The organism is Streptomyces macrolidinus, assembly GCF_023887685.1.
Taxonomy (GTDB): domain Bacteria; phylum Actinomycetota; class Actinomycetes; order Streptomycetales; family Streptomycetaceae; genus Streptomyces; species Streptomyces macrolidinus.
In genome coordinates this window covers 39,439-66,089 of sequence record NZ_JAMWMR010000014.1, presented here as the reverse complement: position 1 = coordinate 66,089, position 26,651 = coordinate 39,439, and the positions used below count along the sequence as shown (strand labels likewise).

General features: G+C 71.4%; 20 protein-coding genes. 15 read left to right on the top strand and 5 right to left on the bottom strand.

The window, feature by feature from the left end; all coding sequences use genetic code 11:
• Positions 1–606: a hypothetical protein gene (locus NGF19_RS17130; protein WP_252425812.1), complete on the top strand. Its 606-nt coding sequence runs from the start codon at positions 1–3 to the stop codon at positions 604–606.
• A gap of 210 nt (positions 607–816) precedes the next feature.
• Here NGF19_RS17130 and NGF19_RS17125 read toward each other — a convergent pair whose 3' ends face one another.
• Positions 817–1,449: a hypothetical protein gene (locus NGF19_RS17125; RefSeq protein WP_252425811.1), complete on the bottom strand. Its 633-nt coding sequence runs from the start codon at positions 1,447–1,449 to the stop codon at positions 817–819.
• 399 nt (positions 1,450–1,848) lie between these two features.
• On the opposite strand from NGF19_RS17125, the gene NGF19_RS17120 reads away from it, so the two are divergent.
• From NGF19_RS17120 to NGF19_RS17085, 8 genes are all read left to right on the top strand, one after another.
• Positions 1,849–4,008 (top strand): RecQ family ATP-dependent DNA helicase, encoded by a 2,160-nt coding sequence (locus tag NGF19_RS17120; protein ID WP_252425810.1) that lies wholly within the window; start codon positions 1,849–1,851, stop codon positions 4,006–4,008.
• Between the two features lie 188 nt (positions 4,009–4,196).
• Entirely contained in the window at positions 4,197–5,774 is a 1,578-nt protein-coding gene (locus tag NGF19_RS17115) for a DUF4192 domain-containing protein (protein ID WP_252425809.1), read from the top strand.
• Between the two features lie 206 nt (positions 5,775–5,980).
• Positions 5,981–8,122 carry a glycogen debranching N-terminal domain-containing protein gene (locus tag NGF19_RS17110; RefSeq protein WP_252425808.1) on the top strand — a complete coding sequence of 714 codons (2,142 nt, stop codon included), beginning with the start codon at positions 5,981–5,983 and terminating at the stop codon, positions 8,120–8,122.
• A gap of 132 nt (positions 8,123–8,254) precedes the next feature.
• Complete coding sequence (locus NGF19_RS17105; protein WP_252425807.1) at positions 8,255–9,013, top strand: NUDIX hydrolase; 759 nt, start codon at positions 8,255–8,257, stop codon at positions 9,011–9,013.
• A 216-nt stretch (positions 9,014–9,229) separates the two neighbouring features.
• Complete coding sequence (locus NGF19_RS17100) at positions 9,230–10,948, top strand: ATP-binding cassette domain-containing protein (RefSeq protein WP_252425806.1); 1,719 nt, start codon at positions 9,230–9,232, stop codon at positions 10,946–10,948.
• A 165-nt stretch (positions 10,949–11,113) separates the two neighbouring features.
• A complete protein-coding gene (locus NGF19_RS17095) occupies positions 11,114–12,001 on the top strand; it encodes a FadR/GntR family transcriptional regulator (protein ID WP_252425805.1) in 888 nt (295 codons plus the stop codon).
• A 399-nt stretch (positions 12,002–12,400) separates the two neighbouring features.
• Positions 12,401–13,924 carry an RNA polymerase sigma factor gene (locus NGF19_RS17090; RefSeq protein ID WP_252425804.1) on the top strand — a complete coding sequence of 508 codons (1,524 nt, stop codon included), beginning with the start codon at positions 12,401–12,403 and terminating at the stop codon, positions 13,922–13,924.
• Between the two features lie 120 nt (positions 13,925–14,044).
• On the top strand, positions 14,045–14,860 hold the full coding sequence (locus NGF19_RS17085) for a serine protease (protein WP_252425803.1): 816 nt from the start codon (positions 14,045–14,047) through the stop codon (positions 14,858–14,860).
• Between the two features lie 222 nt (positions 14,861–15,082).
• Here the strand turns inward: NGF19_RS17085 and NGF19_RS17080 are convergent, their stop codons facing one another.
• Complete coding sequence (locus NGF19_RS17080) at positions 15,083–15,313, bottom strand: DUF7455 domain-containing protein (RefSeq protein ID WP_252425802.1); 231 nt, start codon at positions 15,311–15,313, stop codon at positions 15,083–15,085.
• A gap of 441 nt (positions 15,314–15,754) precedes the next feature.
• On the opposite strand from NGF19_RS17080, the gene NGF19_RS17075 reads away from it, so the two are divergent.
• The 3 genes from NGF19_RS17075 to NGF19_RS17065 all read left to right on the top strand — a co-directional run bounded on the left by NGF19_RS17075 (position 15,755) and on the right by NGF19_RS17065 (position 20,159).
• The gene (locus NGF19_RS17075; protein ID WP_252425801.1) at positions 15,755–17,878 is read left to right on the top strand and encodes a DNA gyrase/topoisomerase IV subunit B; all 2,124 of its coding nucleotides are present in this window, start codon (positions 15,755–15,757) and stop codon (positions 17,876–17,878) included.
• A 134-nt stretch (positions 17,879–18,012) separates the two neighbouring features.
• Positions 18,013–18,570 (top strand): DUF485 domain-containing protein, encoded by a 558-nt coding sequence (locus NGF19_RS17070; RefSeq protein WP_252425800.1) that lies wholly within the window; start codon positions 18,013–18,015, stop codon positions 18,568–18,570.
• Positions 18,567–20,159, top strand: a complete 1,593-nt coding sequence (locus tag NGF19_RS17065; RefSeq protein WP_252425799.1) for a monocarboxylic acid transporter — start codon at positions 18,567–18,569, stop codon at positions 20,157–20,159. Before NGF19_RS17070 ends, NGF19_RS17065 begins: the two co-directional genes overlap by 4 nt.
• A gap of 136 nt (positions 20,160–20,295) precedes the next feature.
• On the opposite strand, the gene NGF19_RS17060 is transcribed toward NGF19_RS17065, so the two are convergent.
• Positions 20,296–20,988 carry a response regulator gene (locus NGF19_RS17060; protein WP_252425798.1) on the bottom strand — a complete coding sequence of 231 codons (693 nt, stop codon included), beginning with the start codon at positions 20,986–20,988 and terminating at the stop codon, positions 20,296–20,298.
• Positions 20,989–21,144: 156 nt separating this feature from the next.
• On the opposite strand from NGF19_RS17060, the gene NGF19_RS17055 reads away from it, so the two are divergent.
• The 3 genes from NGF19_RS17055 to NGF19_RS17045 all read left to right on the top strand — a co-directional run bounded on the left by NGF19_RS17055 (position 21,145) and on the right by NGF19_RS17045 (position 23,934).
• Positions 21,145–21,960 carry an ABC transporter ATP-binding protein gene (locus tag NGF19_RS17055; protein ID WP_252425797.1) on the top strand — a complete coding sequence of 272 codons (816 nt, stop codon included), beginning with the start codon at positions 21,145–21,147 and terminating at the stop codon, positions 21,958–21,960.
• Positions 21,950–22,813, top strand: coding sequence for an ABC transporter permease (locus NGF19_RS17050; protein WP_252425796.1), 864 nt, complete (start codon positions 21,950–21,952; stop codon positions 22,811–22,813). Before NGF19_RS17055 ends, NGF19_RS17050 begins: the two co-directional genes overlap by 11 nt.
• Before the next feature lie 71 nt (positions 22,814–22,884).
• Complete coding sequence (locus NGF19_RS17045) at positions 22,885–23,934, top strand: ABC transporter substrate-binding protein (protein WP_252425795.1); 1,050 nt, start codon at positions 22,885–22,887, stop codon at positions 23,932–23,934.
• Here the strand turns inward: NGF19_RS17045 and NGF19_RS17040 are convergent.
• Positions 23,915–25,636: a sensor histidine kinase gene (locus NGF19_RS17040; RefSeq protein ID WP_252425794.1), complete on the bottom strand. Its 1,722-nt coding sequence runs from the start codon at positions 25,634–25,636 to the stop codon at positions 23,915–23,917. The two genes, NGF19_RS17045 and NGF19_RS17040, sit on opposite strands and share 20 nt — an antisense overlap.
• Positions 25,637–25,695: 59 nt before the next feature.
• On the bottom strand, positions 25,696–26,646 hold the full coding sequence (locus tag NGF19_RS17035) for a ferredoxin family protein (protein ID WP_252425793.1): 951 nt from the start codon (positions 26,644–26,646) through the stop codon (positions 25,696–25,698).
• Positions 26,647–26,651: the final 5 nt, after the last annotated feature.

The window sequence follows — 26,651 nt, the reverse complement described above, 5'->3', positions numbered from 1 at the left end:
ATGCCTCTCATTCCCGAGGAGTCTCAGATTCACGAGAGCGCCCAGGGTCCCCGCGTCACTCCGGCCAGCGGCCGCACCGCGCCGACCCCTCGTCCTGTACCCGGCCCCCGCCCCGCGGCCCCTGCGCGTCCCGGTCGTCCGGGTCCCGTTCGGCCCGTGCCGGCTCAGCGCGGCTCGCACGAGCCCGCGAAGCCAGGGCCGTCCGCTCCTGCTTCCACCCCGCAGATCCAACTGGTCCCGGCCTCCGCCGAGGGCGCGCTGGACGCCGCCGAGGAAGCCGTCGACCTGCTGCTGGACTCCGGTCGCGCCCCTGGTGAGGTGCTGGTGATCACCACCGGCGATCCGCACCCGTGGGCCGCGCACGAACTGTCCTTCGGCGAAGCCGCCTACTGGGCCCAGCACGAGGCCGGTGACGACGTCTTCTACGCGGACGCCTCCGTCGCGTCGCGTGCCGCCCGCCGCCCGGTGGTCGTGGTCGCCGTCAACGGCGGAGACGACGCCACTGTCGCCACGTCGCTTCCCCTGGCGCTCGGCCGGGCCGATGCCCTGCTGATCGTCTGCGGCAACCCGCAGCAGATCAACTCGGTGCTGGGCGCGGGAGTCTGAGTGGTCCGGCACTGCCGGACCACCCGCGTTCCGTCCTCGCGCCGCAGGTCCGGAACCCGGTCACCGGGTTCGGTCCGGGTCTCGGCCGGGGGCGGTGAGGGGGTCGCGTCGACGCCCCCGGCACAGAGGTCGCTTCGGCTTGTGCCCGCACCAACCCTGGCCGATGTGGCATCGCCACGGACCGGGACAGCCTCTGCGAGGTCGCCGCGTTCAGCGGGCGGTGGCCCGGCGGAGTACCTCCGAGGCGGCGCCCCCGGTCAGCGGGAGCGGTGGCGGTGCCCCCGGCGGAGCGGATGCTCCCGGCGATGACTGCGCGTTGGGGTGGCGTCCGCCCCGGCCCTCGCCGAGCACCTGCCAGCCGTCACGCGTCAGCGTGATGTACGCACCGCACCGCAGCCCGTGCAGCGTGCACGCGTCCCGCAGGCCCCACATCCACGCCCCGTCCTCCTCCGTCCAACGCGCCTCGCCCTCACGGCAGTAGAGCAGCACGGCGGTCCGTACGGGAGCCCGCCGCCGTAGATCGTGCGGGATGACCTGACGCAACCGGGCGAGCAGCGCGTTGCGGAGCACCCACCCGTCCGCCGGGGCGGGGAGCCGGGTGAACGACGCGCTCGCCCGCAGCCGTCCGTCCGGATCCAGAACGGCCACGACGGCCGTGGAGTGCCGTGGCTGATGCAGGGCGTGCAGCGCGCCGACGATCTCTCGGGGGTTGCGGAGCAGCGGAATCCCGGCGGCTGCCCACTCCGCAGGCTCGAGTATCCGGGCCAAGGGAGCCGAGGCGGCGGACGGTTCGGCGGCGACCGACAGGGATGCTGGTGAGGACGAAGTGAATCCGAAGGTCACGGTCCTCCCTTCGGCTACCCGCTCACGGGGCGGGCGGGATCGGACTGGGGGAGCGCCCACCACGGCGGAGCTCTGCCGGATCACGGACGAGCCGCGCGGGGAGCGGACCTCGATTCTCCCCGTCGAACGGACATGCGGCAACGAGCGCGATGAACCGCTGCTCGCCTTCTGGCGATATGTGACCTACATCCCCTGTCGGCCTGTGCAGACGTGCTCTTGGGCAGAGGCCGGCCGCGCGTACGCAACACGGATCAGCGTCAACGCGCTCTCCTGCCCTGCCGGTTGGGGGTATCTCGTGGCCACACCCCGAGAGGCGAGGGCACAGGCGCACCGTCGGCAAGGCGGTTGTCACGCTGAGTGAGTTGGCCGGTGGCCCTCGGAATCGGGTTGCATGGGGGTATGGACAACCTGGAGCTGCGTGCCGAAGCCGATGCCGTCCTCGCCGAGCTGGTCGGCGCCCCGGAGGGTGCGGCGCGGCTGCGGGAGGACCAGTGGCAGGCGGTGGCCGCCCTGGTGGAGGAGCGTCGGCGTGCTCTGGTGGTGCAGCGCACCGGCTGGGGGAAGTCGGCGGTGTACTTCGTCGCCACCGCCCTGCTGCGCCGACGCGGCTCCGGTCCCACGGTGATCGTCTCGCCGCTGCTGGCGTTGATGCGTAACCAGGTCGAGGCCGCGGAGCGGGCCGGTATCCGCGCACGCACGATCAACTCGGCCAATCCGGAGGAGTGGGAGACGATCTACGCGGAGGTCGAGCGTGGTGAGACCGACGTACTCCTCGTGAGCCCCGAACGCCTCAATTCCGTGGACTTCCGTGACCAGGTGCTGCCCAAGCTCGCGGCCACGACCGGTCTGCTGGTGGTCGACGAGGCGCACTGCATCTCCGACTGGGGCCACGACTTCCGGCCTGACTACCGCCGGTTGCGGGCGATGCTCGGCGACCTCGCCCCCGGTGTGCCGGTGCTGGCCACCACGGCGACCGCCAACGCGCGCGTCACGGCGGATGTGGCCGAGCAGTTGGGTACCGGTGCCGGGGAGGCTCTGGTGCTGCGTGGCTCGCTGGAGCGGGAGAGCCTGCGGCTCGGGGTCGTCCGGCTGCCGGACGCGGCGCACCGCCTGGGCTGGCTCGCCGAGCACCTCGACGAGCTGCCGGGCTCCGGGATCATCTATGTCCTCACCGTCGCCGCGGCCGAGGAGGCCACCGCCTTCCTGAAGCAGCGCGGCTTCAAGGTGGCTTCTTACACCGGCCGTACGGAGAACGCCGACCGGCTCCAGGCCGAGGACGACCTCAAGGAGAACCGGGTCAAGGCGCTCGTGGCGACCTCCGCGCTCGGTATGGGCTTCGACAAGCCGGATCTGGGCTTCGTCGTACATCTTGGTTCACCGTCCTCTCCGATCGCCTACTACCAACAGGTCGGCCGCGCGGGCCGCGGGGTGGAGCACGCCGATGTGCTCATGCTGCCGGGCAAGGAGGACGAGGCGATCTGGCGCTACTTCGCCGACACCGCGTTCCCGCCCGAAGAGCAGGTACGTCAGACGCTCTCGGCCCTCGCCAACGCCGGACGGCCGCTGTCCGTACCGGCCCTGGAGGCCCTGGTCGACCTCCGCCGCACGCGTCTGGAGACCATGCTCAAGGTGCTCGACGTGGACGGGGCGGTCCAACGCGTCAAGGGCGGCTGGATCTCCACCGGCCGGCCGTGGGTCTACGACGCCGAGCGCTATGCGTGGGTGGCGCGGCAGCGGGCGGCAGAGCGGCAGGCCATGCGGGACTACGTGAGCACGACCCGGTGCCGTATGGAGTTCCTGCGCGGCCAGTTGGACGACGAGGGTGCTGCCCCGTGCGGCCGCTGCGACAACTGCGCGGGAGCGTGGGCCGAGTCGTCCGTCTCGGCGGAGGCGTTGACCGGAGCGGTGAAGGAACTGGACCGCCCCGGCGTGGAGATCGAGCCGCGCCGGATGTGGCCCACGGGCATGCCCGCACTCGGTATCGACCTCAAGGGCCGTATCCCGGCCGGGGAACAGTGCTCCACCGGGCGCGCCCTGGGGCGGCTCTCGGACATCGGCTGGGGCAACCGGCTGCGCCCTCTGCTGGCCGAGAACGCGCCGGACGGGCCGGTCCCCGACGACGTGCTGCGGGCCGCGGTGGCCGTCCTCGCCGACTGGGCACGCTCTGCGGGGGGTTGGGCGCCGGACGTGCCGGACGCCTCTGCCCGGCCGGTAGGAGTCGTCGCCGTACCGTCCGTGGCCCGCCCGCAGTTGGTCGGTTCCCTCGCGCAGGGAATCGCGGCCATCGGGCACCTTCCTTTCCTGGGCACTCTGACCCACACCGAGCCGAGCGGCCTTCGCACGGCACACCGCAGCAACTCCGCCCAACGTCTCAGGGCACTGTCCGGGGCCTTCACGGTCTCCGAGGAGCTGGCCGATGCCCTGAAGCGTTCTTCGGGCCCGGTCCTGCTCGTGGACGACTGCACCGACTCCGGCTGGACCCTCGCCGTCGCCGCCCGCCTTCTCCGGCAGGCGGGCAGCGGCCAAGTCCTTCCGCTGGTCCTCGCCGCTGCGGGCTGAGTTCGGTCCCGGCGCGGGTGCAGCCACCGGCCAGGGGTGTGGCTTCGTTCGTCATGCGTCCATGTAACCCGAGCGGTCGGACATCGTGCGCGGAAGCCGGTCCGCCTGTGGACAACCCCTGGCGTGCTCATGGCCATGGTTATCCACAGGCTCAAGCGGAATTTCGGAATCCGCGAGATGGTCACGGCATGACGAACCACGACGAAGCGGCCGGCTCCTCCGGCATCGGCGATATGCATGGATCCGCGCCCCATGACGGCGGGCCCACCGTGTACACAGGACATGGCTCCTCGGCGAGCGTCGACGGCGGGCCCCAGGTCACGCTGCGCACCCCCGCCGAGCTGGCCGACGCCCTGCCGTATCTGCTGGGGTACCGCCCCGAGGACAGCATCGTGCTGGTTGCCCTGCACGACCAGGACAGGCGGGGAAGGTTCGGCGGGCGCGCACGGCTCGGCATTCCGCCCCACCCCGACGACTGGCCCTCCGCGGCACGGCAGTTGGTGCAGGGACTGGTGACCGGCAGCGAACGCAGAGGCGCCCGCCCGCAGAGCATGGTCGCCTACGTCGTCCAGGACCCGGCGTGCGGGGAGACGGGCCGTGACGTCATGGAACGCCTCAGGCCGCTCGCCCAAGTACTGCGCACCACCTGCGGCAGCCTCGACATCCCTGTGGTGGAGGCGCTGTGCATCTCCGACGGCCGCTACTGGTCCTACTGCTGCCCGAGTTCGGACTGCTGCCCGGCCGAAGGCCGGCCGATGGGCCTGCCCGGTACCTCCGTCCTGGCCGCCGCCGCGACCTACGCGGGCCTTCAAGTGCGGGGCAGTCTCAAGGAGTTCAGGGAGAGGCTCAGCCCCTGGGAGACATCGGCCGCGCTCGACCAGGAAGCGGCCCTGGACGCCGCGAGCCTGGCACTCGTACCGAGGATCCTGGACGACGGCACCCGTGAGGATGTCGCCGCGGAGACGCTCGGGCTGGCCGAGCGGGTCATGGCACGTCTCGCCGAGCTGTCCCCCGTGTCCGGCACACTGCCGTCGGATCTCCGTGACGACGAACTGCTTGCTCACGATGAGGCGGCGGCCCTGATCCTCGGCTTGCAGGACCGCACGACGCGTGACCGCGCGGCGGCGTGGATGGAGGGCGCGGAGGCTCCGGTGGCCCTGCGGCTGTGGCGTGCCCTGGCCCGCCGCTGCGTCGGATCGTACGGAGAACATGCCGCCGCGCCGCTGACGCTCGCCGGATGGGTCGCCTGGTCCACCGGCGACGAAGTCGAGGCCCGCGAAGCCTTCGCCATGGCCCTGGGCGCGGATCCCGACTACCTCTTCGCCCGCCTTCTGCACCAGGCCTGCAACGAGGGCCTTGACCCGGAGTCCGTCCGCCGATGCCTGCGCGCGGAGAGAGCGGATCGCGCGAAAGGGGCGGCCGGGCAAGGGCACGCCGAGCATGCCGCATCGCTCTGCGACGAGAACCCCGCCCCGGCCACGCCCGCTGCTCTGGCTCCTCGTCAGGGGAGGGCCGGCACCACGGGGCGGTCATGGCACGCCCGCACCCTTCCCCGACGGCCTCGCATGCCACGCCCGTCGGCCGGTCGCCGGCCGGGCAGCCGTTCTCCCCGAGCGCTCGGACTCCGCCACCGGCGCCCGTCCGACGCCCCGACCACCGGCGAGGCCTCGCGGCGGTCAGCGGACGACACGCGCAGCCACGCCCGGACCCGCCCCGAGCCTGGCCGGACCACGGGGGAGCCGCGTACGGGGGAGCAGGGCACATGAGCGTGAGCTGCCCTCCGGCCCCTTCGGTACACCGCCGTTCGGTCGGCTTCCCCGGCCCGGAGCGTGACCTGGGACAGGTCCTTTCCGTTCACCTGTGTGGCCGAACCCGCGCCCGGGGCGCGCCACCGCACCGCTCACGACCTCCGGAGCCCCTCACCCGGCGCCGGGCACGCCCCTGGCGTACCGAGCGCAGAGGAAGCCGTTTCATGCCCCTGTCCGCACTGCCCTTCGCCCCCGACGGCGACCGATCTCCCCGCCGCGAGCTGCCCCGGCCCGCGCCGCCGACAAGTACCCCACCGGCAGCGGCCGGGGACCTGGGCCGATCACCGGTGCCCATGCCCGCCGTCCGTCCGCAGCCGTCCGGCTCGCCGCGACGCCCTCCTCTCCCGCAGCGCCGCCTCGTCGACCTGCCGCCCGTCCACACAGCGCTGATCTGCGTCGCCCTGCCCGCACTCGCGATCTCCACGGACCAGGGGCAGTTGACCGGGAGTGGCCTGGAGGGGTTCTACCGCGCGGGTCGGCGTCTGCTCTCCCGCTGCCAGGTGCGGGTGGCGGGTCGGGAGCCGCTCGCCGTGCAGGCCCGGATGATCGAGGCCGACCGCGCCCACTTCGTGGGGACGGTGCACGCGTCCTCCGACACCGGCCCGGACCCGGATGTCGTCGTGGAGCGTGTCCGGCACGCGGACGGCACGGAGCTGATCACCCTGCGCAGCGCGGTCCCGCGCCCGCTGCGTCTGCCGGTGGAGGTGGCCCTCGGTACGGATCTCGCGGAGTTGAGTGCCATCGCCTCGGGTGGTGCCGGGCCCGAACTCTCCGCCAGCGTCCACGCGTTCGGGCTGCGCTGGTCCGGTAATACGGGCGACGCCGTGGTCACGGCTCACCCGCCGCCGTCCGACTCCCTCGCCTCCGCCGGACTCCTGCGCTGGGAGCTGGAGTTGCCTCCCGGCGGGACCAAGAGCCTGGAACTGCGGGTGCGGCCGGTGAGAGCCGGTCGGGTCGCAGCGGTGGGACGCGACGCCAGAAGTCCGCTCGCACCGGCCGTGGCCACGGGCGACGATCCCCGGGTTCAACCGCTGTTGCGTACCTGTGTCGAGGATCTCCATGCCCTGCTGCTGCGCGACCCCCTGCATCCGGCGGACCTCCAACTCGCGGCGGGGGCACCGTGGCGCTGCGGTCCGGCACCGGCCGAGGCGCTGGCCGCGGCCCGGATGACGCTGCCGCTCGGCACCCGGCTCGCCGCGGGCACGCTGCGCATCCTGGCCCGTACCCAACTCCGCGGCAGTGGAGCCGAATCAGGCATGATCCCGGGCCCTCGGCGGGACGCGGGCGCACACCTCCCACCGGGCTGCACGGGCACCGAGTCGACCCTGCTCTTCCCCGCGGTGCTCGCCGAGGCCCGGCGATGGGGCCTGCCCGAACGGGAGACGGAGGAGCTGCTGCCCGCGGCCGAGCGCTGCTTGCGCTGGCTGCGCACCACGGTCGGCGACGGCACCTACCTCCCCGACCCGCAACCGGACGGGCCGCACCGCTGCGAGATCCAGGCGCACGCCCATCGGGCCGCCCTCCTCGGCGCCGACCTGCTCGACGCTTACGGGCGCCCGGGGGCACCGGAGCTGCGTCAGTGGGCACAGGCGCTCCGGGAGGCGTTCCACGAGGACTTCTGGACCGAGGACCTCTCGGGCGGCAGACCGGTGGCCGCCCGCACGCCCGACGGACGAGTCGTGCCGCACCTCGGCGCGGGCGCCGCCCACCTCCTCGACACCGGCCTGCTCGGCTCCGGCACCCTGGCGCCCGGCCTGCTCGACCGGGCACGGACCGAGCAGCTCGCCCGGCTGCTGACGGAAACCGGGGTGAACTCGGGCTGGGGGCTGCGCGGCCTGAGCGCCGGCGAGGCGGCGTACAACCCGTTCGGACACCGCAGCGGGGCCGTGCGGATACAGGAGACGGCCATCGCCGTCGCCGGATTGGCCGCCGCGGGCCATGACAGGGAGGCGAGCGGGCTGCTGCACGGCATGCTGGCGGCGGCGGAGACCTTCGGACACCGGCTGCCCGAGATGTACGCGGGCGAGCCGCGCGCGAGAGGCGGCGCCCCGGTGGCGCATCCGGCGGCCTGCCGCCCCGCCGCCACGGCGGCAGCCGCCGGGGTGCTGCTTCTGACCACACTCGCCGGACTCCGCCCGGACGCCCCGGCGAAGACGGTGACACTGCGTCCGATGCACGGCGCGCCGCTCGGCGAGATCGTCCTGACCGGCCTGAGGCTTGCCGGAGCCCCCTTCTCCGTACGGATCGGCCGGACCGGCCTCGCCATGGTGGAGGAGGCGGCCGACGGACTACAGCTCGGGGGGTGACCCCCGGTGACCTGGTGGACGAGCGGGGAAGGCAAGCCGGTGATGAGACCTGTATCGGACAGAAGCGGATCAGCCGTCGCGGCAGTAGGCGAACGGAGTGTTTATCGTCAGGCAGACGACTATGATCGCGGCATGCCCTACGACCCGTCAGCCTTCCCGCCCTTCGCTGTCACCGTGGATCTGGTCGTGCTGACCGTGCGCCGTCACGCACTGTGCGCGCTGACGGTCCGCAGGGGCGAGCCGCCCTTCCAGGGGCGCTGGGCGCTCCCGGGCGGCTTCGTCAGGGACGACGAGGATCTGGCGCAGGCCGCGGCGCGCGAGCTGGCCGAGGAGACGGGACTGCGGGCCCACGATCCGTCCGCCCCGGCCCAGGACAACGGTGCGCATCTGGAGCAACTGGCCACCTACGGAGACCCGAAGCGCGACCCCCGGATGAGAGTCGTCAGCGTCGCCCATCTGGCGCTCGCCCCCGACCTGCCCGCGCCCCGGCCGGGCAGCGACGCCAGCGGCGCCCGCTGGGCGCCCGTCGAGGAACTGCTCCAGCAGGGCGGCCACGGCAGGGACGGGGAGCAGGCGGCGCCGCTCGCCTTCGATCACGCGCAGATCCTGGCGGACGGTGTCGAACGCGCCCGCTCCAAGATCGAGTACTCGTCACTGGCCACCGCGTTCTGCCCACCCGAGTTCACCGTCGGTGAGCTTCGCAGGGTCTACGAGGCCGTGTGGGGCGTCGCGCTCGACCCGCGCAACTTCCACCGCAAGGTCACCGGCACCCCCGGCTTCCTCGTCCCCGCGGGCGGTACGACCACCCGCCAGGGAGGCCGCCCTGCGCAGCTCTTCCGCGCGGGCGGCGCCACGCTCCTCAATCCGCCGATGCTGCGCCCCGAGGTCTGACCACCGGCCGACGCGGGACGGTCGGCGCACTGATCACCAGCCGACGCGGGCCGGCGGGCGCTCTGGCCACCGGCCCACGCAAGGACGGTGGGTGGTCGGGCCACCGTCCCACGCGGGGACGGTTGGCCCCGGACAGACGTCCGAACGGGGAGCATATGGGGGCCGGTCGCCTTCAAGATGACCGGAAAATGGGCATATCACGCTATCTTGCTTCGGGTGATCCAGGCGATCGGACTGACCAGCATCCCCCTCAAGGACCTTCCGCCCGCCGTCGGCGACGTGTCCTTCGAGGCGCGCGCAGGCCGCGTCACCGCGCTCCTCGGGGCCTCCGGCGCGGGTAAGACGACGGTGCTCGGGCTCATGCTCGAACGTCGACCGGGCCGAGGCGTCACCTGCTTCCGGGGTCGGCCGCTGCACCGCGTCGCCCGCCCCTGGCAGGAGGTCGGCGTCCTCCTCGGCGATGTTCCCGGGCATCCGGCGCGCACGGTCCGCGGAGTGCTGCGCATGATGTCCGCCGCCGCGGGGGTGCCCGTCCGCCGCGCCGACGAAGTCCTCGAAGCGGTCGGACTCGGCGCGCTGCGCGACGCGCGCCTCAGCACCCTCACGCGTGGTGAGGACCGCCGCCTCGGCCTCGCCCGCGCCCTGCTCGCCGACCCGCACGCGCTCCTCCTCGACGACCCGACCCGCGGCCTCTCCACCCGCGAAGGCCACCAGGTGCACGCTCTGCTGCGCGCGCACGCCGCCCGGGGCGGCACCGTCCTGTTCACCACGCGCGACCCCGAGGAGGCCGCGCGCACCGCCGATCACGTCGTCACGCTCGACAACGGGCGGCTCGCCGCCGACCAGGAGGCCGCCGACTTCGCCCGCACCCGGCTACGGCCCCGCGTCAGCGTGCACAGCCCGCACGCCACCCGCCTCGGCACCCTTCTCACCAAGGAGGCCCGAGCGATGCGACGTTCCCTGGAAGTCGTCCACGAGGACGGCAACCGGCTGTCGGTGTACGGCAGTACGTGTGCCGACATCGGCGAGACCGCGTTCCGCAACGGCATCCTCGTCCATCAACTGGCCGACGAGACCGGTGACATGGGTCCGCGCGCGCTCGCCGAGACGGCCGCCCCGTCCTGCCCGGACGAGGCCGCGGAGGCACTCCCTCCGCTGCCGCCGCCCCTCCGTGTCCGGCCCGCTCACGCCCCGTCGCGACCGCTGCGCTACGAGGTGCGCCGCGCCATCGGAACCCCGACGGGATACGGCATCGCGGCGGCCGTGCTGGTCCTCTCCGTCCTCGTCTGCCTGCTCCTCGCCCGTAGCCGGCACACAGCGCAGGACCTCTTGCCGGCGGCCTGGCCCCGTGAACTCCCCTTGCCGCCCGCGGCACTCGGCGCGGGACTGCTCGGCGCCCACGCCTTCGGCGACGAGTTCCGGCACCCCGTTCTGACGGGATCGCGGGACACCGTCCCCCGCTCTGTGGGACTGCTCGCCGCGAAGCTCCTCGTCGCCGGGGTCGCCGCGCTGACCCTGGCCCTGCTCACCGTCGGCTGCGACCTCGGGACCCTCGCCCTCTTCCACGGACCCGACCTGGCCGAAATTCCCGCTGACTGGCCTTCTCCCGGCGCGAGTTGGCTAGGGCTGGTCGTGGGATGCGCCTGGGCCGGTGTGCTGGCCGCCGGGGTCTTCCGGTCCACGTCCGCCGGTCTCGCCGCAGTGCTCGCGGTGCCCGTCCTGATCGTCCCCCTCGCACAGAACGCCCTGGGAGAACGGGCCTTCCGCGGCGCGACGGATCTCAGCGCGTCGGCGCCGCGAGGGTCCTTCGGCGGGGAGAGCCGGTTGGCCGCCGTGGCGCGCGTGACGGCCCAACCTGTGGGCGGCGCACTGGCCTTGTCCATCACGGTGCTGTTGTGTGCGTATCTGCTCGCGACCCTGCGGAGCCGGGCCTGATGACCACCATCCGCGCGCATCCGGTCCCCTGTGTGCACAACTCCCTCGAAGCGCGCCCACTTCTTTCCGATAAGGCGTCAATTGCGACGCAGTGAGCGATCACCCTTTCGTGTGCTTTTCACCAAAGACCTCAAGGGAGTTGGAGACGGCGCCGACAAAGGATCCGTGAGTACCCTTGCGCACACCATGATGACCGCCGCCCGTTCCACAGACCCCGGCCTGGCCGGATCGGGCGAACTCGACCGATACCCCTACGCCGAGGCGCCCCCCGCCGACCGCGTCGGCGCACCTTCCTGGGAGGGGGCGGATCCGGAACTGGGCCGCGTCGGCCGACGCGCCTCCGGAAGCCGCGGACGCGGACTGCACGGCCAACTCGTCCAGCAGCTCGGCCAGATGATCGTCTCGGGGGACCTGGGCGCGGACCGTCCGCTGGTGCCCGAGGAGATCGGCCAGCGCTTCGAGGTCTCCCGCACCGTCGTCCGTGAGTCATTGCGCGTCCTGGAGGCCAAGGGCCTGGTCAGCGCCCGCCCGAACGTCGGTACGCGCGTGCGCCCGGTGAGCGACTGGAACCTCCTCGACCCGGACATCATCGAATGGCGGGCCTTCGGGCCGCAGCGCGACGACCAGCGTCGTGAGCTCAGCGAGCTGCGCTGGACCATCGAGCCGCTCGCCGCCCGCCTGGCCGCCGGGCACGGACGCGAGGAGGTGCAGCAGCGGCTCGGCGACATGGTGGAGATCATGAGTCACGCCATGGGACAGGGTGACGCCCTGACCTTCTCGCGCGCCGACGCGGAGTTCCACTCGCTGCTCATCCAGGTCGCCGGGAACCGCATGCTGGAGCACCTCTCGGGCATCGTCTCGGCCGCTCTCCAGGTCTCCGGCGGCCCGGTCACCGGGTGCGAGCGCCCGAACGAGGCCACGCTCACCCAGCACGCCCGGATCGTCGACGCGCTCGCCTCGGGCGACGGCGCGGCGGCCGAGAACGCCATGCGTCAACTGCTCACCGTCCATCCCGAGGTGGAGCGCGTGGTGCCCGCACCGCGCGAACACTGACCGCACACGGCGGGCGGTGCGGGCCGGCGGGCGGGCGCCTTCGTGCGTCGGCGCGCGGTCCGCGCGGGCACACACGCCGTTCACTCGCCGTCGGGCCCCGTCGGATTCTCCCGGGGCCCGGCGGCGTCCGACGGCGAGTGACCGTCTATGCCCGCATCCGCATACTTTTGAGTAACTACGGGGTGTGACTCGGGCCACGCAGATTCGGCGTAACGCTCTTCGAAGCTGTGCGATGACCTAAGAGGTGGCAGCCGAGGAGGGAATACAGACGCCGTTCACGGCGCTGTGTATCTTCCCGGCCCGCGCCCGCGCCGTCGGCCCATCCCCAAGCCGGCGGTCGGCCTCTGTCCGTGTCGGACGGGGCCGGAAGCCGTTTTCCAACGTTCCGAGAGGTTGTTCGTGTCGGCCAGCACATCCCGTACGCTCCCGCCGGAGATCGCCGAGTCCGTCTCCGTCATGGCCCTCATTGAGCGGGGAAAGGCTGATGGGCAGATCGCCGGCGACGATGTGCGTCGGGCCTTCGAAGCTGACCAGATTCCGGCCACTCAGTGGAAGAACGTACTGCGCAGCCTCAACCAGATCCTCGAGGAAGAGGGTGTGACGCTGATGGTCAGTGCCGCAGAACCCAAGCGCACCCGAAAGAGCGTCGCAGCGAAGAGTTCGGCCAAGCGCACGGCCACCAGGACCGTCGCGGCCAAGACGGTGACCACCAAGAAGGCCACTGCCGCCGCCGCGGCGCCGGTCGCCGACGACTCGGCTGAGGACGCCCCCAAGAAGGCTGCCGCGAAGAAGACGACCGCGAAGAAGGCGGTCGCGAAGAAGACGGCCGCCAAGAAGACCGCGGCCAAGAAGACGGCCGCCAAGAAGGACGACGCCGAGCTGCTCGAGGAAGACGTTCTCGAGGAGACCCCCGGCAAGGGCGGCGACGAGCCCGAGGGCGCCGAGAGCGCCGGTTTCGTGCTCTCCGACGAGGACGAGGACGACGCGCCCGCGCAGCAGGTCGCGGCGGCCGGTGCCACGGCCGACCCGGTCAAGGACTACCTCAAGCAGATCGGCAAGGTCCCCCTGCTCAACGCCGAGCAGGAGGTCGAGCTGGCCAAGCGCATCGAGGCCGGTCTCTTCGCCGAGGACAAGCTGGCCAACGCCGACAAGCTCGCCCCCAAGCTCAAGCGCGAGCTGGAGATCATCGCCGAGGACGGGCGCCGCGCCAAGAACCACCTCCTGGAGGCGAACCTCCGTCTGGTGGTCTCCCTGGCCAAGCGCTACACCGGCCGCGGCATGCTCTTCCTGGACCTCATCCAGGAGGGCAACCTCGGTCTGATCCGCGCGGTCGAGAAGTTCGACTACACCAAGGGCTACAAGTTCTCCACGTACGCCACCTGGTGGATCCGTCAGGCGATCACCCGCGCGATGGCCGACCAGGCCCGCACCATCCGTATCCCGGTGCACATGGTCGAGGTCATCAACAAGCTCGCGCGTGTGCAGCGCCAGATGCTCCAGGACCTGGGCCGCGAGCCCACCCCGGAGGAGCTGGCCAAGGAACTCGACATGACCCCGGAGAAGGTCATCGAGGTCCAGAAGTACGGCCGCGAGCCGATCTCCCTGCACACCCCATTGGGCGAGGACGGCGACAGCGAGTTCGGTGACCTCATCGAGGACTCCGAGGCCGTCGTCCCGGCCGACGCGGTCAGCTTCACGCTCCTCCAGGAGCAGTTGCACTCTGTCCTCGACACCCTGTCCGAGCGTGAGGCGGGCGTCGTCTCCATGCGGTTCGGTCTCACCGACGGTCAGCCGAAGACCCTCGACGAGATCGGCAAGGTGTACGGCGTCACCCGCGAGCGCATCCGTCAGATCGAGTCCAAGACGATGTCGAAGCTGCGTCACCCGTCGCGATCCCAGGTGCTGCGCGACTACCTCGACTAGCCTCCACCGCGGTGGCGAGGGCCCGACTTCCCGAGGGAAGCCGGGCCCTTTGCATGTGCGCGACGCCTTACATTGGATCACTGTGGGTGTTCCACGATCACCTCACAGTGAGGAACAGGTATGCGTCGTCCCTTCGCTCCAGCGCTGGCCCTCGCGGCCGCGGCGGCCCTGGTGCCGCTGTCGGCGCCCGCACAGGCGGCCCAGGGCAGCGTCGTCATCGGAGGCTCCCCGGTCGATATCTCGCAGAGTCCTTGGGCGGTCGCCCTCTCCAGCCGTGACCGGTTCGGTGGTACGCGGGCCGGGCAGTTCTGCGGGGGAGTGGCGGTGGACCGGTCCGTGGTCCTGACCGCGGCCCACTGTATGAGCAGGACCGTCCTCGGGGCGCCACCAGGGAAGGTGCGCGACCTGAAGGTCATCGCGAACCGCACCGATCTGCTGTCCCACCAGGGCAAGGAGATCCGGGTGTCGGCCGCCTGGGTCAATCCCTCGTACAACAGTTCCACGAACGCCGGGGACTTCGCCGTGCTCACCCTCGCCGATCCGCTGCCCGCGGGCTCGGTCATCGCCATGGCCGAGGCCGGTGACCCGGCGTACAAGCCCGGCACGGCCGCGACGGTGTACGGCTGGGGCGACATCACCGGGGGCGGGGACTACGAGCACAGCCTGCGGGCCTCGCACGTCCGGGTCCTGCCGAACGCGGCCTGCGAGCGGGCCTACCCCGGCGAGGCGGAGGGGAAGTACACGCCCGCTTCCATGCTGTGCGCCGGAGACCCCAAGGGGGGCCACGACGCCTGCCAGGGGGACAGCGGAGGGCCGCTGGTCGCCAAGGGGCGGCTCATCGGCCTGGTGTCATGGGGGAGCGGATGCGGTCGGGCCGGCAGCCCGGGGGTCTACACGCGGGTCTCGGAGGTCGTCCGCGCGCTGGCCGGTGGCTGAGCGACGACGGCGCTGAGCGTGGCGTCGCACAGGAGCGCCTTCGGGTTCCTACCCGAAGGCGCTTGTTCGTAGGGTCACGCCGACATGGAGCCTCCAGGACGACGTACGTCGTGAAGGTCGGCGCACTGCGCCCTACGAGTACGGGCGGCCACTGCCTGTGATCGAAGTGGCCGACCATTCACCGGCCTCGCGCCGGTGCGGGCTCGTCGTGAAGGCGAAGCGTCAGTGCTCCTCTTCGGGCGCGTGCGCCGGAACGGAGGTGAGCCGCTGCGTCTCGTCCTGTATCTCGGCCGCGATCTTCTTGAGTTCCGGCTCGAACTTGCGACCGTGGTGGGCGCAGAAGAGCAGCTCTCCGCCGCTCAGGAGGACGACGCGCAGGTACGCCTGGGCGCCGCAGCGGTCGCAGCGGTCAGCGGCCGTCAGCGGGCTCGCGGGGGTCAGAACAGTAGTCACGTCGCCTCTTCTCTAGCTCGACGAGCTGTCTTACCAGGGTCAACATCCAACCAGGCCGAAAACGTTCCCGCTCGCGGCTTTTCCTCGAAGATTTCTCTCCGTGGTGGCTGTCCGTTGCCGGTTGGCGGCGAATGAGCCGTATTGCGTGCCTTGCGTCGTACGGATTCGCGCTGTCTGTCGGGTGTCGGTCCTCCCGGCCGGGTTGCCGGTTATTGATGAGGACGTGCCCGGAGCCTAAAGGGTTCATGCCTCGAAGGGAACGTGATGTGCACTTCACTCGGGCTCAAGTTCGAACGCCCGTACGACTCTGGACTAGTCTGAGTTCAGACGAGGGTGGCGTGACAACGGCTCTATCAGGCCTCTGTACCCTCGGACCGGCGGCCGCCGCCGCCCCCCTTGTCGCCAAGGGCACCATCTGAAATTCAGCGAGGAGCGAACCGCGTGACCGCCGAGACGTCCGTGCCGTCCACAGCGCTGCTGACCGGAGCAGACCGGGACGGTTCCAACTACACCGCGCGGCACCTGCTCGTCCTCGAAGGCCTCGAGGCCGTGCGCAAGCGCCCGGGTATGTACATCGGCTCCACGGACAGCCGTGGCCTGATGCACTGCGTCTGGGAGATCATCGACAACTCCGTGGACGAGGCCCTCGGCGGGTACTGCGACCGCATCGAGGTGGTCCTGCACGACGACGCCTCGGTGGAGGTGCGGGACAACGGCCGTGGCATCCCCGTCGACGTGGAGCCCAAGACCGGGCTGTCCGGTGTCGAGGTCGTGATGACCAAGCTGCACGCGGGCGGCAAGTTCGGCGGCGGCTCCTACGCGGCCTCCGGCGGTCTGCACGGTGTCGGCGCGTCCGTGGTGAACGCCCTCTCCGCGCGCCTGGACGTCGAGGTCGACCGCGGTGGACACACCCACGCGATCAGCTTCCGGCGCGGCGTGCCCGGCGCCTTCGCCAAGGACGGTCCGGACGCCAGGTTCGAGGCCAAGGGGGGGCTGCGCAGGACGAAGAAGATCCCCAAGACCCGTACCGGCACGCGCGTGCGCTACTGGGCCGACCGCCAGATCTTCCTCAAGGACGCCAAGCTCTCCCTGGAGACGCTGCACCAGCGCGCCCGCCAGACCGCGTTCCTGGTGCCCGGCCTCACCATCGTCGTACGCGACGAGTACGGGCTCGGTGACGGCGGCAGCAAGGGCGAGGAGTCCTTCCGCTTCGACGGCGGCATCAGCGAGTTCTGCGAGTACCTGGCGAGCGACAAGCCGGTGTGCGACGTCCTGCGCTTCTCCGGGCAGGGCACCTTCAAGGAGACGGTGCCCGTCCTGGACGAGCACGGCCAGATGACGCCCACCGAGGTCACCCGGGACCTGGGCGTCGATGTCGCGCTGCGCTGGGGCACCGGGTACGAGACGACCCTCAGGTCCTTCGTCAACATCATCGCCACGCCCAAGGGCGGCACCCATGTCGCGGGCTTCGAGCAGGCCGTCGCCAAGACCGTGAACGAGGTGCTGCGCACCAAGAAGCTGCTGCGCGTCGCCGAGGACGACATCGTCAAGGACGACGCTCTGGAAGGGCTCACCGCGGTCGTCACCGTGCGCCTGGCCGAACCGCAGTTCGAGGGCCAGACCAAGGAGGTCCTCGGCACCTCCGCGGCCCGCCGGATCGTCACGAACGTGGTCTCCAAGGAACTCAAGGCGTTCCTCACCTCCACGAAGCGGGACGCCGCGCAGCAGGCCCGGGTCGTCCTCGAGAAGGCCGTCGCCGCCGCCCGTACGCGGATCGCCGCACGTCAGCACAAGGACGCGCAGCGCCGCAAGACGGCCCTGGAGTCCTCGTCGCTGCCCGCCAAGCTCGCCGACTGCCGCAGTGACGACGTCGAGCGCAGCGAGCTGTTCATCGTCGAGGGCGACTCCGCGCTCGGTACGGCGAAGCTCGCGCGGAACTCGGAGTTCCAGGCGCTGCTGCCGATCCGCGGCAAGATCCTCAACGTCCAGAAGTCGTCCGTCACGGACATGCTCAAGAACGCCGAGTGCGGAGCGATCATCCAGGTCATAGGAGCCGGCTCGGGCCGGACCTTCGACATCGACGCGGCCCGCTACGGCAAGATCATCATGATGACCGACGCCGATGTGGACGGCTCCCACATCCGTACGCTGCTCCTGACGCTCTTCCATCGCTACATGCGGCCCATGGTCGAGGCGGGCCGGGTGTTCGCCGCGGTGCCGCCGCTGCACCGCATCGAGATCGTCCAGCCGAAGAAGGGCCAGGACAAGTACGTCTACACGTACTCGGACCGCGAACTGCGCGACAAGCTCCTGCAGTTCCAGAGCAAGGGCGTCCGCTACAAGGACTCCATCCAGCGCTACAAGGGCCTCGGTGAGATGGACGCCGATCAGCTCGCCGAGACGACGATGGACCCCCGGCACCGCACCCTGCGCCGGATCAACCTCTCCGACCTGGAGGCCGCCGAGCAGGTGTTCGACCTGCTGATGGGGACCGATGTGGCGCCGCGCAAGGAGTTCATCTCCAGCTCGGCGGCGACGCTGGACCGCTCGCGCATCGACGCGTAGCACGGCGCCCGGTGCGGCCCCGTCCTTCGGGGCCGCCCGCGTCACCTGTGTCACCCGTGCCGTGTGTCACCTGATGGGGTGAACGGGTCGGGGAAGCGGAGTCGGGGGTCGTCACGATCTGCCCATCCTTGGGCATGCAGTCAAGCGATGGCCGTCCCCGCGGGCACGGAGACGGCCCTGAGAGTCCGGTGGAGAAGTACGAGGGCCGTGACCCGGCCCCCGCGGACGTGGGGGCGTCGGAACGGCCGAGGTACGACGATCCTTGGTACGACGCGCTGGCCTCGGGCTGGGGCGAGACGGACGGGACGGGCTCCCCGGCGCCCGTCGTGCCGCCCGCGCGCCAGGAGCGTACGGGCGATGCGGCCGAGGTCTATCTGGAGGTGCGGCGCAGCGAGGCGTTCCAGGAAGTACGCAGCCGGTACCGCAGGTTCGTGATCCCGGGCCTGGCGCTGTCCCTCACCTGGTACGTGGGCTATGTGGTGACCGCGCAGACGGCACCCGGGCTGATGGCGCGCCCGGTCGCGGGCGCGGTGAACGTGGCGATGGTGGCCGGGATCGGGCAGTTCCTGACGACGTTCCTGTTCACGTGGGCGTACGCGCGGCACGCGCGCTTGCGCCGGGACCGGGCCGCGCTCGATCTGCGCTGGAACACCCAGGAATTGACGCGCGGGCTCAGGGGTGGGGCGCGATGACTGGACACCATCAGGCCCTGGCGCTCCTGCTGTTCGGCGTCTTCGTCGTGATCACGCTCGCGATCACGACCTGGGTGAGCCGCGACCGCCATGGCTCGGCGGAGGAGTTCTACGCGGGCGGACGGCTGTTCTCGCCGATGGAGAATGGTTTTGCCATCGCCGGTGACTACACCTCGGCCGCCTCGCTGCTGGGCGTCACCGGGCTCATCGCGCTCTTCGGGTACGACGGGCTGCTGTATGTGGTGGGCTTCCTCGTCGCCTGGCTCGTGGTGCTCTTCTGCGTCGCCGAACTGGTGCGCAACTGCGGACGGTTCACGCTCGCGGACGTCGTCGTGGCGCGGATGCGCGAGCGTCCGGTGCGCATCGCGGCCGGGACGTCCTCGGTGACCGTGTCCGTGCTCTACCTGGTGGCGCAGATGGTCGGCGCGGGCAGCCTGGTGGCGCTGCTGCTCGGTGACACGAGCGAGGCGGCGCGCGCGTGGACCGTGATCGGCGTCGGCGCGCTCATGGTGATCTATGTGTCCCTCGGCGGGATGCGGGCCACCACCTGGATCCAGATCGTCAAGGCGGTCCTGCTGCTCGGCGGCACCATCGCCCTGACCGTGCTCGTCCTGCTGCGCTTCCACGGGAACATCGACGCGCTGCTGCGGACGGCGGCCGAACGCAGCGGACACGGGCAGGCGTTCCTCGCGCCCGGCCTCAAGTACGGCGGCGGCTGGGCCTCCCGGGTCGACTTCATCAGCCTGGGCCTGGCGCTGGTGCTCGGCACGGCCGGGCTGCCGCACATCCTGTCCCGCTTCTACACCGTGCCGACCGCGCGTGCCGCGCGTCGCTCGGTCGTCTGGTCGGTCGGACTCATCGGCGGCTTCTACCTGATGGCGATCGTGCTGGGGTTCGGTGCTGCCGCCGTCCTCGGACCGGACGCCGTACGGGAGTCGAACTCCGCCGGGAACACAGCGGTGCCGCTGCTCGCGCGGAACCTCGGCGGTGGTGCGGACTCCACCGGAGGAACGGTTCTGTTCGCCGTGGTCGCCGCGATCGCCTTCGCCACGATCCTCGCGGTCGTCGCCGGGATCACCCTCGCCGCCTCGGCCTCGGTGGCCCACGATCTGTATCCGTCGCTGCGGCGCCGTCGCGTCGCCCCGCGCAGCGAGGTGGCCGTGGCGCGGATCGCCGCCGTCGCCGTCGGCGTGGTCGCGATCACGCTCGGGCTGCTGGCCCGCGACCTCAACGCGGCCTTCCTGGTGGGGCTCGCCTTCGCGGTCTCCGCGTCCGCGAACCTCCCTGTGCTGATGTACTCGCTGTTCTGGCGCGGCTTCACCACGCGCGGCGCCGTATGGGCGGTCTACGGCGGCCTCGTGCCCGCGCTCGGGCTCGTGCTGCTGTCCCCGGTCGTCTCGGGGAGCCCCGACTCGCTGTTCCCGGCCGTCGACTTCCAGTACTTCCCGCTGGAGAACCCGGGCATCGTCTCCGTCCCGCTGGGCTTCCTCGCGGGCTGGCTCGGCACGGTCACCTCGGCCGAGCCACCGGACGAGGCGAAGCACGCCGAGACCGAGGTGCGGTCGCTGACGGGGGCCGGGGCGGTCTGAGACACCCACGGACGCGGGACACCCGTAGGAATCCGTACGAGGCCGCAGGCGCCCGCAGACGCCTGTGGGCACCCGGAGACACCCGGTGGGCACCGGGCGGGCCCTCCTGGCGCCGTACAGAGCCTACGAGAGCCCTCTACGGCGCCACCCAGGCGTACCGGTGCTCCGGCCGTCCCGTGATGCCGTACTTCAGGGACAGGCTCAGCCGGCCCGCCTGCTCCAGATGACGCAGATAGCGCTGGGCGGTGGAGCGGCTGAGGCCGGTCCGGGCGGCCACCTCGTGGGCGGACAGCGGGTGTTCGGCCCCGTGCAGCACCTCGCAGATGAGGTCCGTCGTCGGCTCCGAGTGACCGCTGGGCAGTCTGGACGCGGAGGGGGCGGGCGCGGTGCGCAGGGCGCCGAAGATGCGGTCGACCTGTTCCTGCCCCGTCACCCCTCGGCCGCTGACCCGGTCGACGGTGCGCCGCAGCGCCGCGTACGAGTCGAGGCGTGCGCGCAGACCCGCGAACGTGAACGGCTTGACCAGATAGTGCAGCGCGCCCAGGCGCATCGCCGCCTGCACGGTGGCCACGTCTCCCGCCGCCGTGATCATGATGACGTCGGTGCCATGGCCGTGCTCCCGCATGCGGTGGACCAGTTCGAGGCCGGTCCGGTCCGGCAGATAGTGGTCGAGCAGGACCAGATCGATCGGGGCGCGCTCCACCGCGGCGAGCGCCTGGGCGGCGTTGTGCGCGCGGGCGGCGACCCGGAAGCCGGGAACCTTCTCCACGTACTTGGCGTTGATCTCGGCGACACGGAAGTCGTCGTCCACGACCAGGACGTCAATCATCGGGCCTCTCCCTCAGGGCCGGGCGAGCGTTGAGCCCGTGTTTCAGTCCGTGTTGTAGCGCGCGCAAAACGAGCACAACAGACTCCTGTGAGCAGAAGTCGCGGTTGTGACCACAAGACTGCTGCGCCGGCCCGTCGCGTTCTACGGTCCCAGGCCATGAGCGCAGAGATCAGCCCCGCGATCGAGTTGCGGGGCGCGAGCAAGGTCTTCAGGACCCCGGCAGGGGGTCTGCACACCGCGGTCAGGGAGCTTGATCTGACCGTCGGGCGGGGTGAGTTCGTCGCTGTCGTCGGACCCACGGGGTGCGGCAAGTCGACGACGCTGACCCTGGTCAGTGGCCTGGAGGAGCCCACCGAGGGCGAAGTCCTGGTGGCCGGTGAGCCCGTCGACGGAGTCGGGGACAAGGTCGGCTTCGTCTTCCAGCAGGACGCCACGTTCCCCTGGCGCACGGTCCTGTCCAACGTCATGGCGGGCCCGCGCTTTCGCGGTGTGCCGAAGGCGGAGGCCAGGCAGAAGGCGCGCGAGTGGCTCGCCCGCGTCGGGCTCGCGGCCTTCGAGGACCGCTACCCCCACCAGCTCTCCGGCGGCCAGCGCAAGCGCGTCGCCCTCGCGGCCACCTTCGTCAACGACCCCGAGATCCTGCTCATGGACGAGCCGTTCTCGGCTCTCGACGTGCAGACCAGGGCCCTGATGTCGGACGAACTGCTGGAACTGTGGGAGGGCACGGGCGCCTCGGTCGTCTTCGTCACCCACGACCTGGAGGAGTCCATCGCGCTGGCCGACAAGGTGGTCGTGATGACCGCCGGGCCCGCGACCGTGAAGCAGGTCTTCGACATCGACCTGCCGCGCCCGCGCAAGGTCGAATCGGTGCGCCTGGAGCCGCGGTTCATCGAGATCTACCGCGAGATCTGGGAGTCCCTCGGCGAAGAGGTCCGCATCACGCGCGAGAGAGGTACCGCCCATGTCGCCTGAGGTCCTCTCCGCTCCGTCGTCCGTCGACGTCGTCAAGTCCGACCGCGCGCACTCACGCGCGCGTGCCGCCCGGAGACGCAAGGCCGTTGTCGCCCTCGCGCGTGTGCTGCTGCTGGTCGCCGTGCTCGGGCTGTGGGAAGTGCTGTCGCGGACCGGGACCATCGATCCGTTCAACTTCTCGATGCCGTCGAAGATCTGGGACCAGATCCACACCTGGGTCATGCACGGCACCGCGCTCGGCTCGCTCGGCGCGCAGATCTGGGTCACGCTTCAGGAAGCGCTCGTCGGCTGGATCCTCGGGGTCGTGTCCGGGGTGGTCTCCGGTATCGCGCTGGGACGGGTCGCCTTCCTCGCCGATGTCCTTGGTCCGTACATCAAGGTGCTCAACTCCATTCCCCGGATCGTCCTTGCCCCGATCTTCGTGATCTGGTTCGGGCTCGGATCGGCCTCCAAGATCGCCTCGGCCGTCGTGCTGGTCTTCTTCCCCGTCTTCTTCAACGCCTTCCAGGGCGCCCGCGAGGTGGACCGCAATCTCGTCGCCAACGCCCGCATCCTGGGCGCCAGTGACCGCCGTGTGACGCTTCAGGTCGTCATCCCGTCCGCCACCTCGTGGATCTTCACCAGCCTCCACGTCAGCTTCGGCTTCGCGCTCATCGGCGCCATCGTCGGCGAGTACATCGGCGCCACCCAGGGCATCGGTCTGCTCGTCGCCCAGTCCCAGGGCACCTTCAACGCGGCCGGTGTGTATGCCGCGATGGTCATCCTCGCCGTCGTCGCGCTGGCGGCCGAAGGCCTGCTCACCTTCGCCGAGCGCCGCATCTTCCGCTGGAAGCCGTCGGACTCCGGGCAGTGACCCCCGCTCGACACCCCGCACGGCACCCGAACTTCCTCCCGCACCGCCCTCTCACAAGGACGTGAACCACCATGCGCAAGTCCGCCAGATGCGCCGCCCTCGCCGCGGCCGGCCTGCTCGCCCTCACCTCGCTCACCGCCTGCGCCGATGACGCCTCCTCCGGTGCGGGCGGCGGGGGCGACGGCAAGGGCGAGAAGGTCAAGATCATGGTGGGTGGTCTGGACAAGGTCATCTACATGCCCGCCATGCTCACCCAGCGGCTCGGCTACTTCGACGCCGAGGGCCTCGAAGTGGAGCTGCTGAGCGAGCCCGCCGGAGTGCAGGCCGAGACCGCGCTCGTCTCGGGGCAGGTCCAGGGCGCGGTCGGCTTCTACGACCACACCCTCGACCTGCAGACCAAGGGCAAGCACGTCGAGTCCGTGGTGCAGTTCTCGCACGCGCCCGGTGAGGTCGAGATCGTGTCCACCCGGCGCGCGAAGGACATCACGTCGCCCAAGGACTTCAAGGGCACGAAGCTCGGCATCACCGGCCTCGGCTCCTCGACGGACTTCCTCACCAAGTACCTCGCGGTCAAGAACGGGGTGAACGTCAGTGAGTTCAGCCCGGTCGCCGTCGGCGCCGGTGCGACGTTCATCGCGGCCCTGGAGAAGGGCTCCATCGACGGGGGGATGACCACCGACCCGACCGTCGCGACGATCCTGCAGAAGAAGCTCGGCACGGTGCTCGTCGACATGCGGACACCGGAAGGGTCGCAGGAGGCGCTCGGCGGTCTGTATCCGTCGTCAAGCCTGTACATGCAGACGGAGTGGGTCAACAGTCACAAGGACACGGTCCAGAAGCTGGTCAATGCGTTCGTGAAGACCCTGAAGTGGATGTCCACGCACTCCGCGGACGAGATCGCCGCCAAGATGCCGGCCGACTACTCCCAGGGCGACAAGACGCTCTACGCGAGCGCCATCAAGAGCACGCTGCCCATGTTCACCAAGGACGGCGTGATGCCGGAAGGCGGCCCCGAGACCGTCCAGAAGGTCCTCAAGGCGTTCAACCCCAACATCAAGAACGCCACCATCGACCTGGACAAGACCTACACGACGGAGTTCGTCAAGAAGGCCGCGGGCTGAGCCCGTCGGCCGTGCCCTCGGACGCGGGCCGCCCGGACGCAGCGATGCCCGGCGCGGCCCGCGTCGCCGTGCCCGGCCGGCTCGGGCCGGACTCCTCCAGCGCCTCCGGCAGGACGACGACGAACTCCGCGCCCCCGCCGTGCGCTTCGCCCACCCGCGCGCTGCCTCCTTGGCGTTCGGCGAGGCGGCGCACCAGGGAGAGCCCGATGCCGCGCTTGCCGTGAGCCGGGGGCTCCTTGGTGGACCACCCGTCCGTGAAGACCAACTCCCGTCGCTCGGCGGGGATTCCGGGCCCGGTGTCGCGCACGCTGAGCACGGCCGTACGTCCCTCGGCGCGCAGATCGACCTCCACGCGCGCGTGCGGTGTGCCCGCGACGGCGTCCAGTGCGTTGTCGACCAGGTTGCCGACGATCGTGGCCAGCCCCTGGGGGTCGATCAACCGGTCCGGCAGCAGCGTGTGATCCGCGATCCACAGCGCCACCCCGCGCTCGCCGGCCACCGTGGCCTTGCCCACCAACAGGGCCGCGAGAAGCGGGTCGTGGATCTTCTCGGTGACCTGTTCCGCGGTGGCCCGGTGGTCGCCCACCACCTCGCCGATGAACTCCGCGGCGTCGTCGTACATCTCCAGCTCGAGCAGCCCCAGGAGGATGTGCAGCCGGTTGGCGTGCTCGTGGTCCTGCGCCCGCAGCGCGTCTGTCAGACCGCGCGTGGAGTCGAGTTCACGGCCGAGCCGCTCGAGTTCGGTGCGGTCGCGCAGGGTGGCGACGGCGCCTCCGTCGTCGGTGGGCATGCGGTTGGCGACCAGGACGCGGTGTCCGCACACGGTGAGCAGATCGGTGCCGGTGACCCGTCCGGCGAGCACATCGGTCGTACGGCCCTCGCCCAGCGCCTCGTCGAGGGACCGGCCGACGGCTTCGTCCCCGATGCCCAGCAGGCGCCGCGCCTCGTCGTTGAGAAGACGCACCCGGCCCGCGCGGTCCAGGGCGACGACCCCCTCCCTGATGCCGTGCAGCATCGCCTCGCGCTCGGCGAGCAGGGCCGCGATGTCGGAGAAGGCAAGGTCGCGCGTCTGCCGCTGGACCCTTCGGGAGATCGGATACGCGACCAGGGCGCCGATGGCCAGGGCCGCGCCCGCGTAGGCGAACAGCCCCGGGATCGCGTGGATCAGCCGGGTTCGCACGGTGGCGTACTCGATGCCCACGGAGACGGCGCCGATGATCCGGCCGTGCGCGTCGCGCAGCGGCACCTTGCCGCGGGCCGAGCGGCCCAGGGTGCCGCTGTCGATCTCCATCACCTCCTGGCCGGCCAGGGCCTTGCCCGGGTCGGTCGAGACGACCTTGCCGACCAGCGTGGGATCCCGGTGCGACCAGCGCACATGCCGCAGGTTCAGCACCACGACGTACTCGGCGCCGCTGGCCTTGCGGATGCGCTCCGCCGCCACCTGCACGGGCCCGTCCGGCGTCGGCCGCGTGGACCGCAGATCCTCGGCGATCTGCGGCTGGGCGGCCGTGCTCTGCGCGATGGCGAGGGCCCGGCGCATCGCCTGATCGTCCAGCAGATGGCTGAGCGGGGCCAGGAACAGCCCGGTGGCGAGCACGGCCACCCCCGCGGCGACCGCCATCTGCATCAGCAGGACCTGCGAGAACATCCGGCGGGGCAGCCCCAGACGCAGGCGTCGGGCAGGGGGAGGTGTCGTGTGCATGCGCCGACGGTACGGGGACGGGCGCGCCCCTGCCTCGGCCGTGCGCGCCCTGCCCTGTCTCAGCCGCGCGCGGTGCCCGCGTGGTCGTCGAGGCGCAGCTCCCGTACCGACACCACGTCCATCCGCGCCGGCGAACCGAGTGCCGAGCCGCAGCTCTCCGGGCGCGGCGGCAGGGAGGCGCCCCGTGCCACGACGACGCGCCACCGACGGCCGTCGGCGTGGGCGACCTCGACCTCCCAGCGCGGTGCGGCGCCCTCGGTGCGGACGACGGTCAGCGCGTTCGCGGTGTCTTCACGGGACGCGGTGCGCACCGCGAGTTCGGCGGCCTGGGCGGGCCGCTCCCAGGCCGAGCCGCCGCGGCAGCCCTCGACCACGACCCGGCCCTCCCGCACCCCCTGGAGGATCTCCTTGACGTGCGGGGCCTGCGCCCGCCCGTAGGAGTACCCGAACGGCAGGACGAGCAGCGTGGGCGAGAAGCGGTGGCCGCCGAGGTGGGTCACCTCCCAGACGCCGTCCACTCCGGAGGCGGCCAGCTCGGCCGCGAGGGGGCGGCCGAGAAGAGCGCAACAGCGGTCCCGCTTGCCGTTGGTGCAGACGAGCGCGAGCGGATCGCCGGTGTGGGGCCGTCCTCGGAGCACCGCGTCGACGGTGTGCGGGTCGCCGTCGCCGAGCGCGGCGAAGTCCAGGCCGAGCAGCCGTTCCGGCGCGGTCGTCGTGGCGCTGTACAGCCAGGTGCGTCCCGGAACGGTGTGCGCGGCGTACACCTGTCGTACGGCGGGTGTGCCGCAGTCGGCGTGGCGGCCGGGACGGCGGATGAGCGCGACCCGTACGCCGGTGCCCTCCGTGGCCGCTTCGAGGGCGCGGCCGAGCGCCGGGTCCAGGTGGCTGGAGGTGAGGGCCTTGGCGCCCCACGGGCCGGGCTGTTCCAGCAGCAGCCAGGTCCGCGCGGTCGCCGCGGTCCCGGCCAGTGGCTCGTCGAGGTGCCGGGAGGCGGCGGTGCACGTACTCACACAGG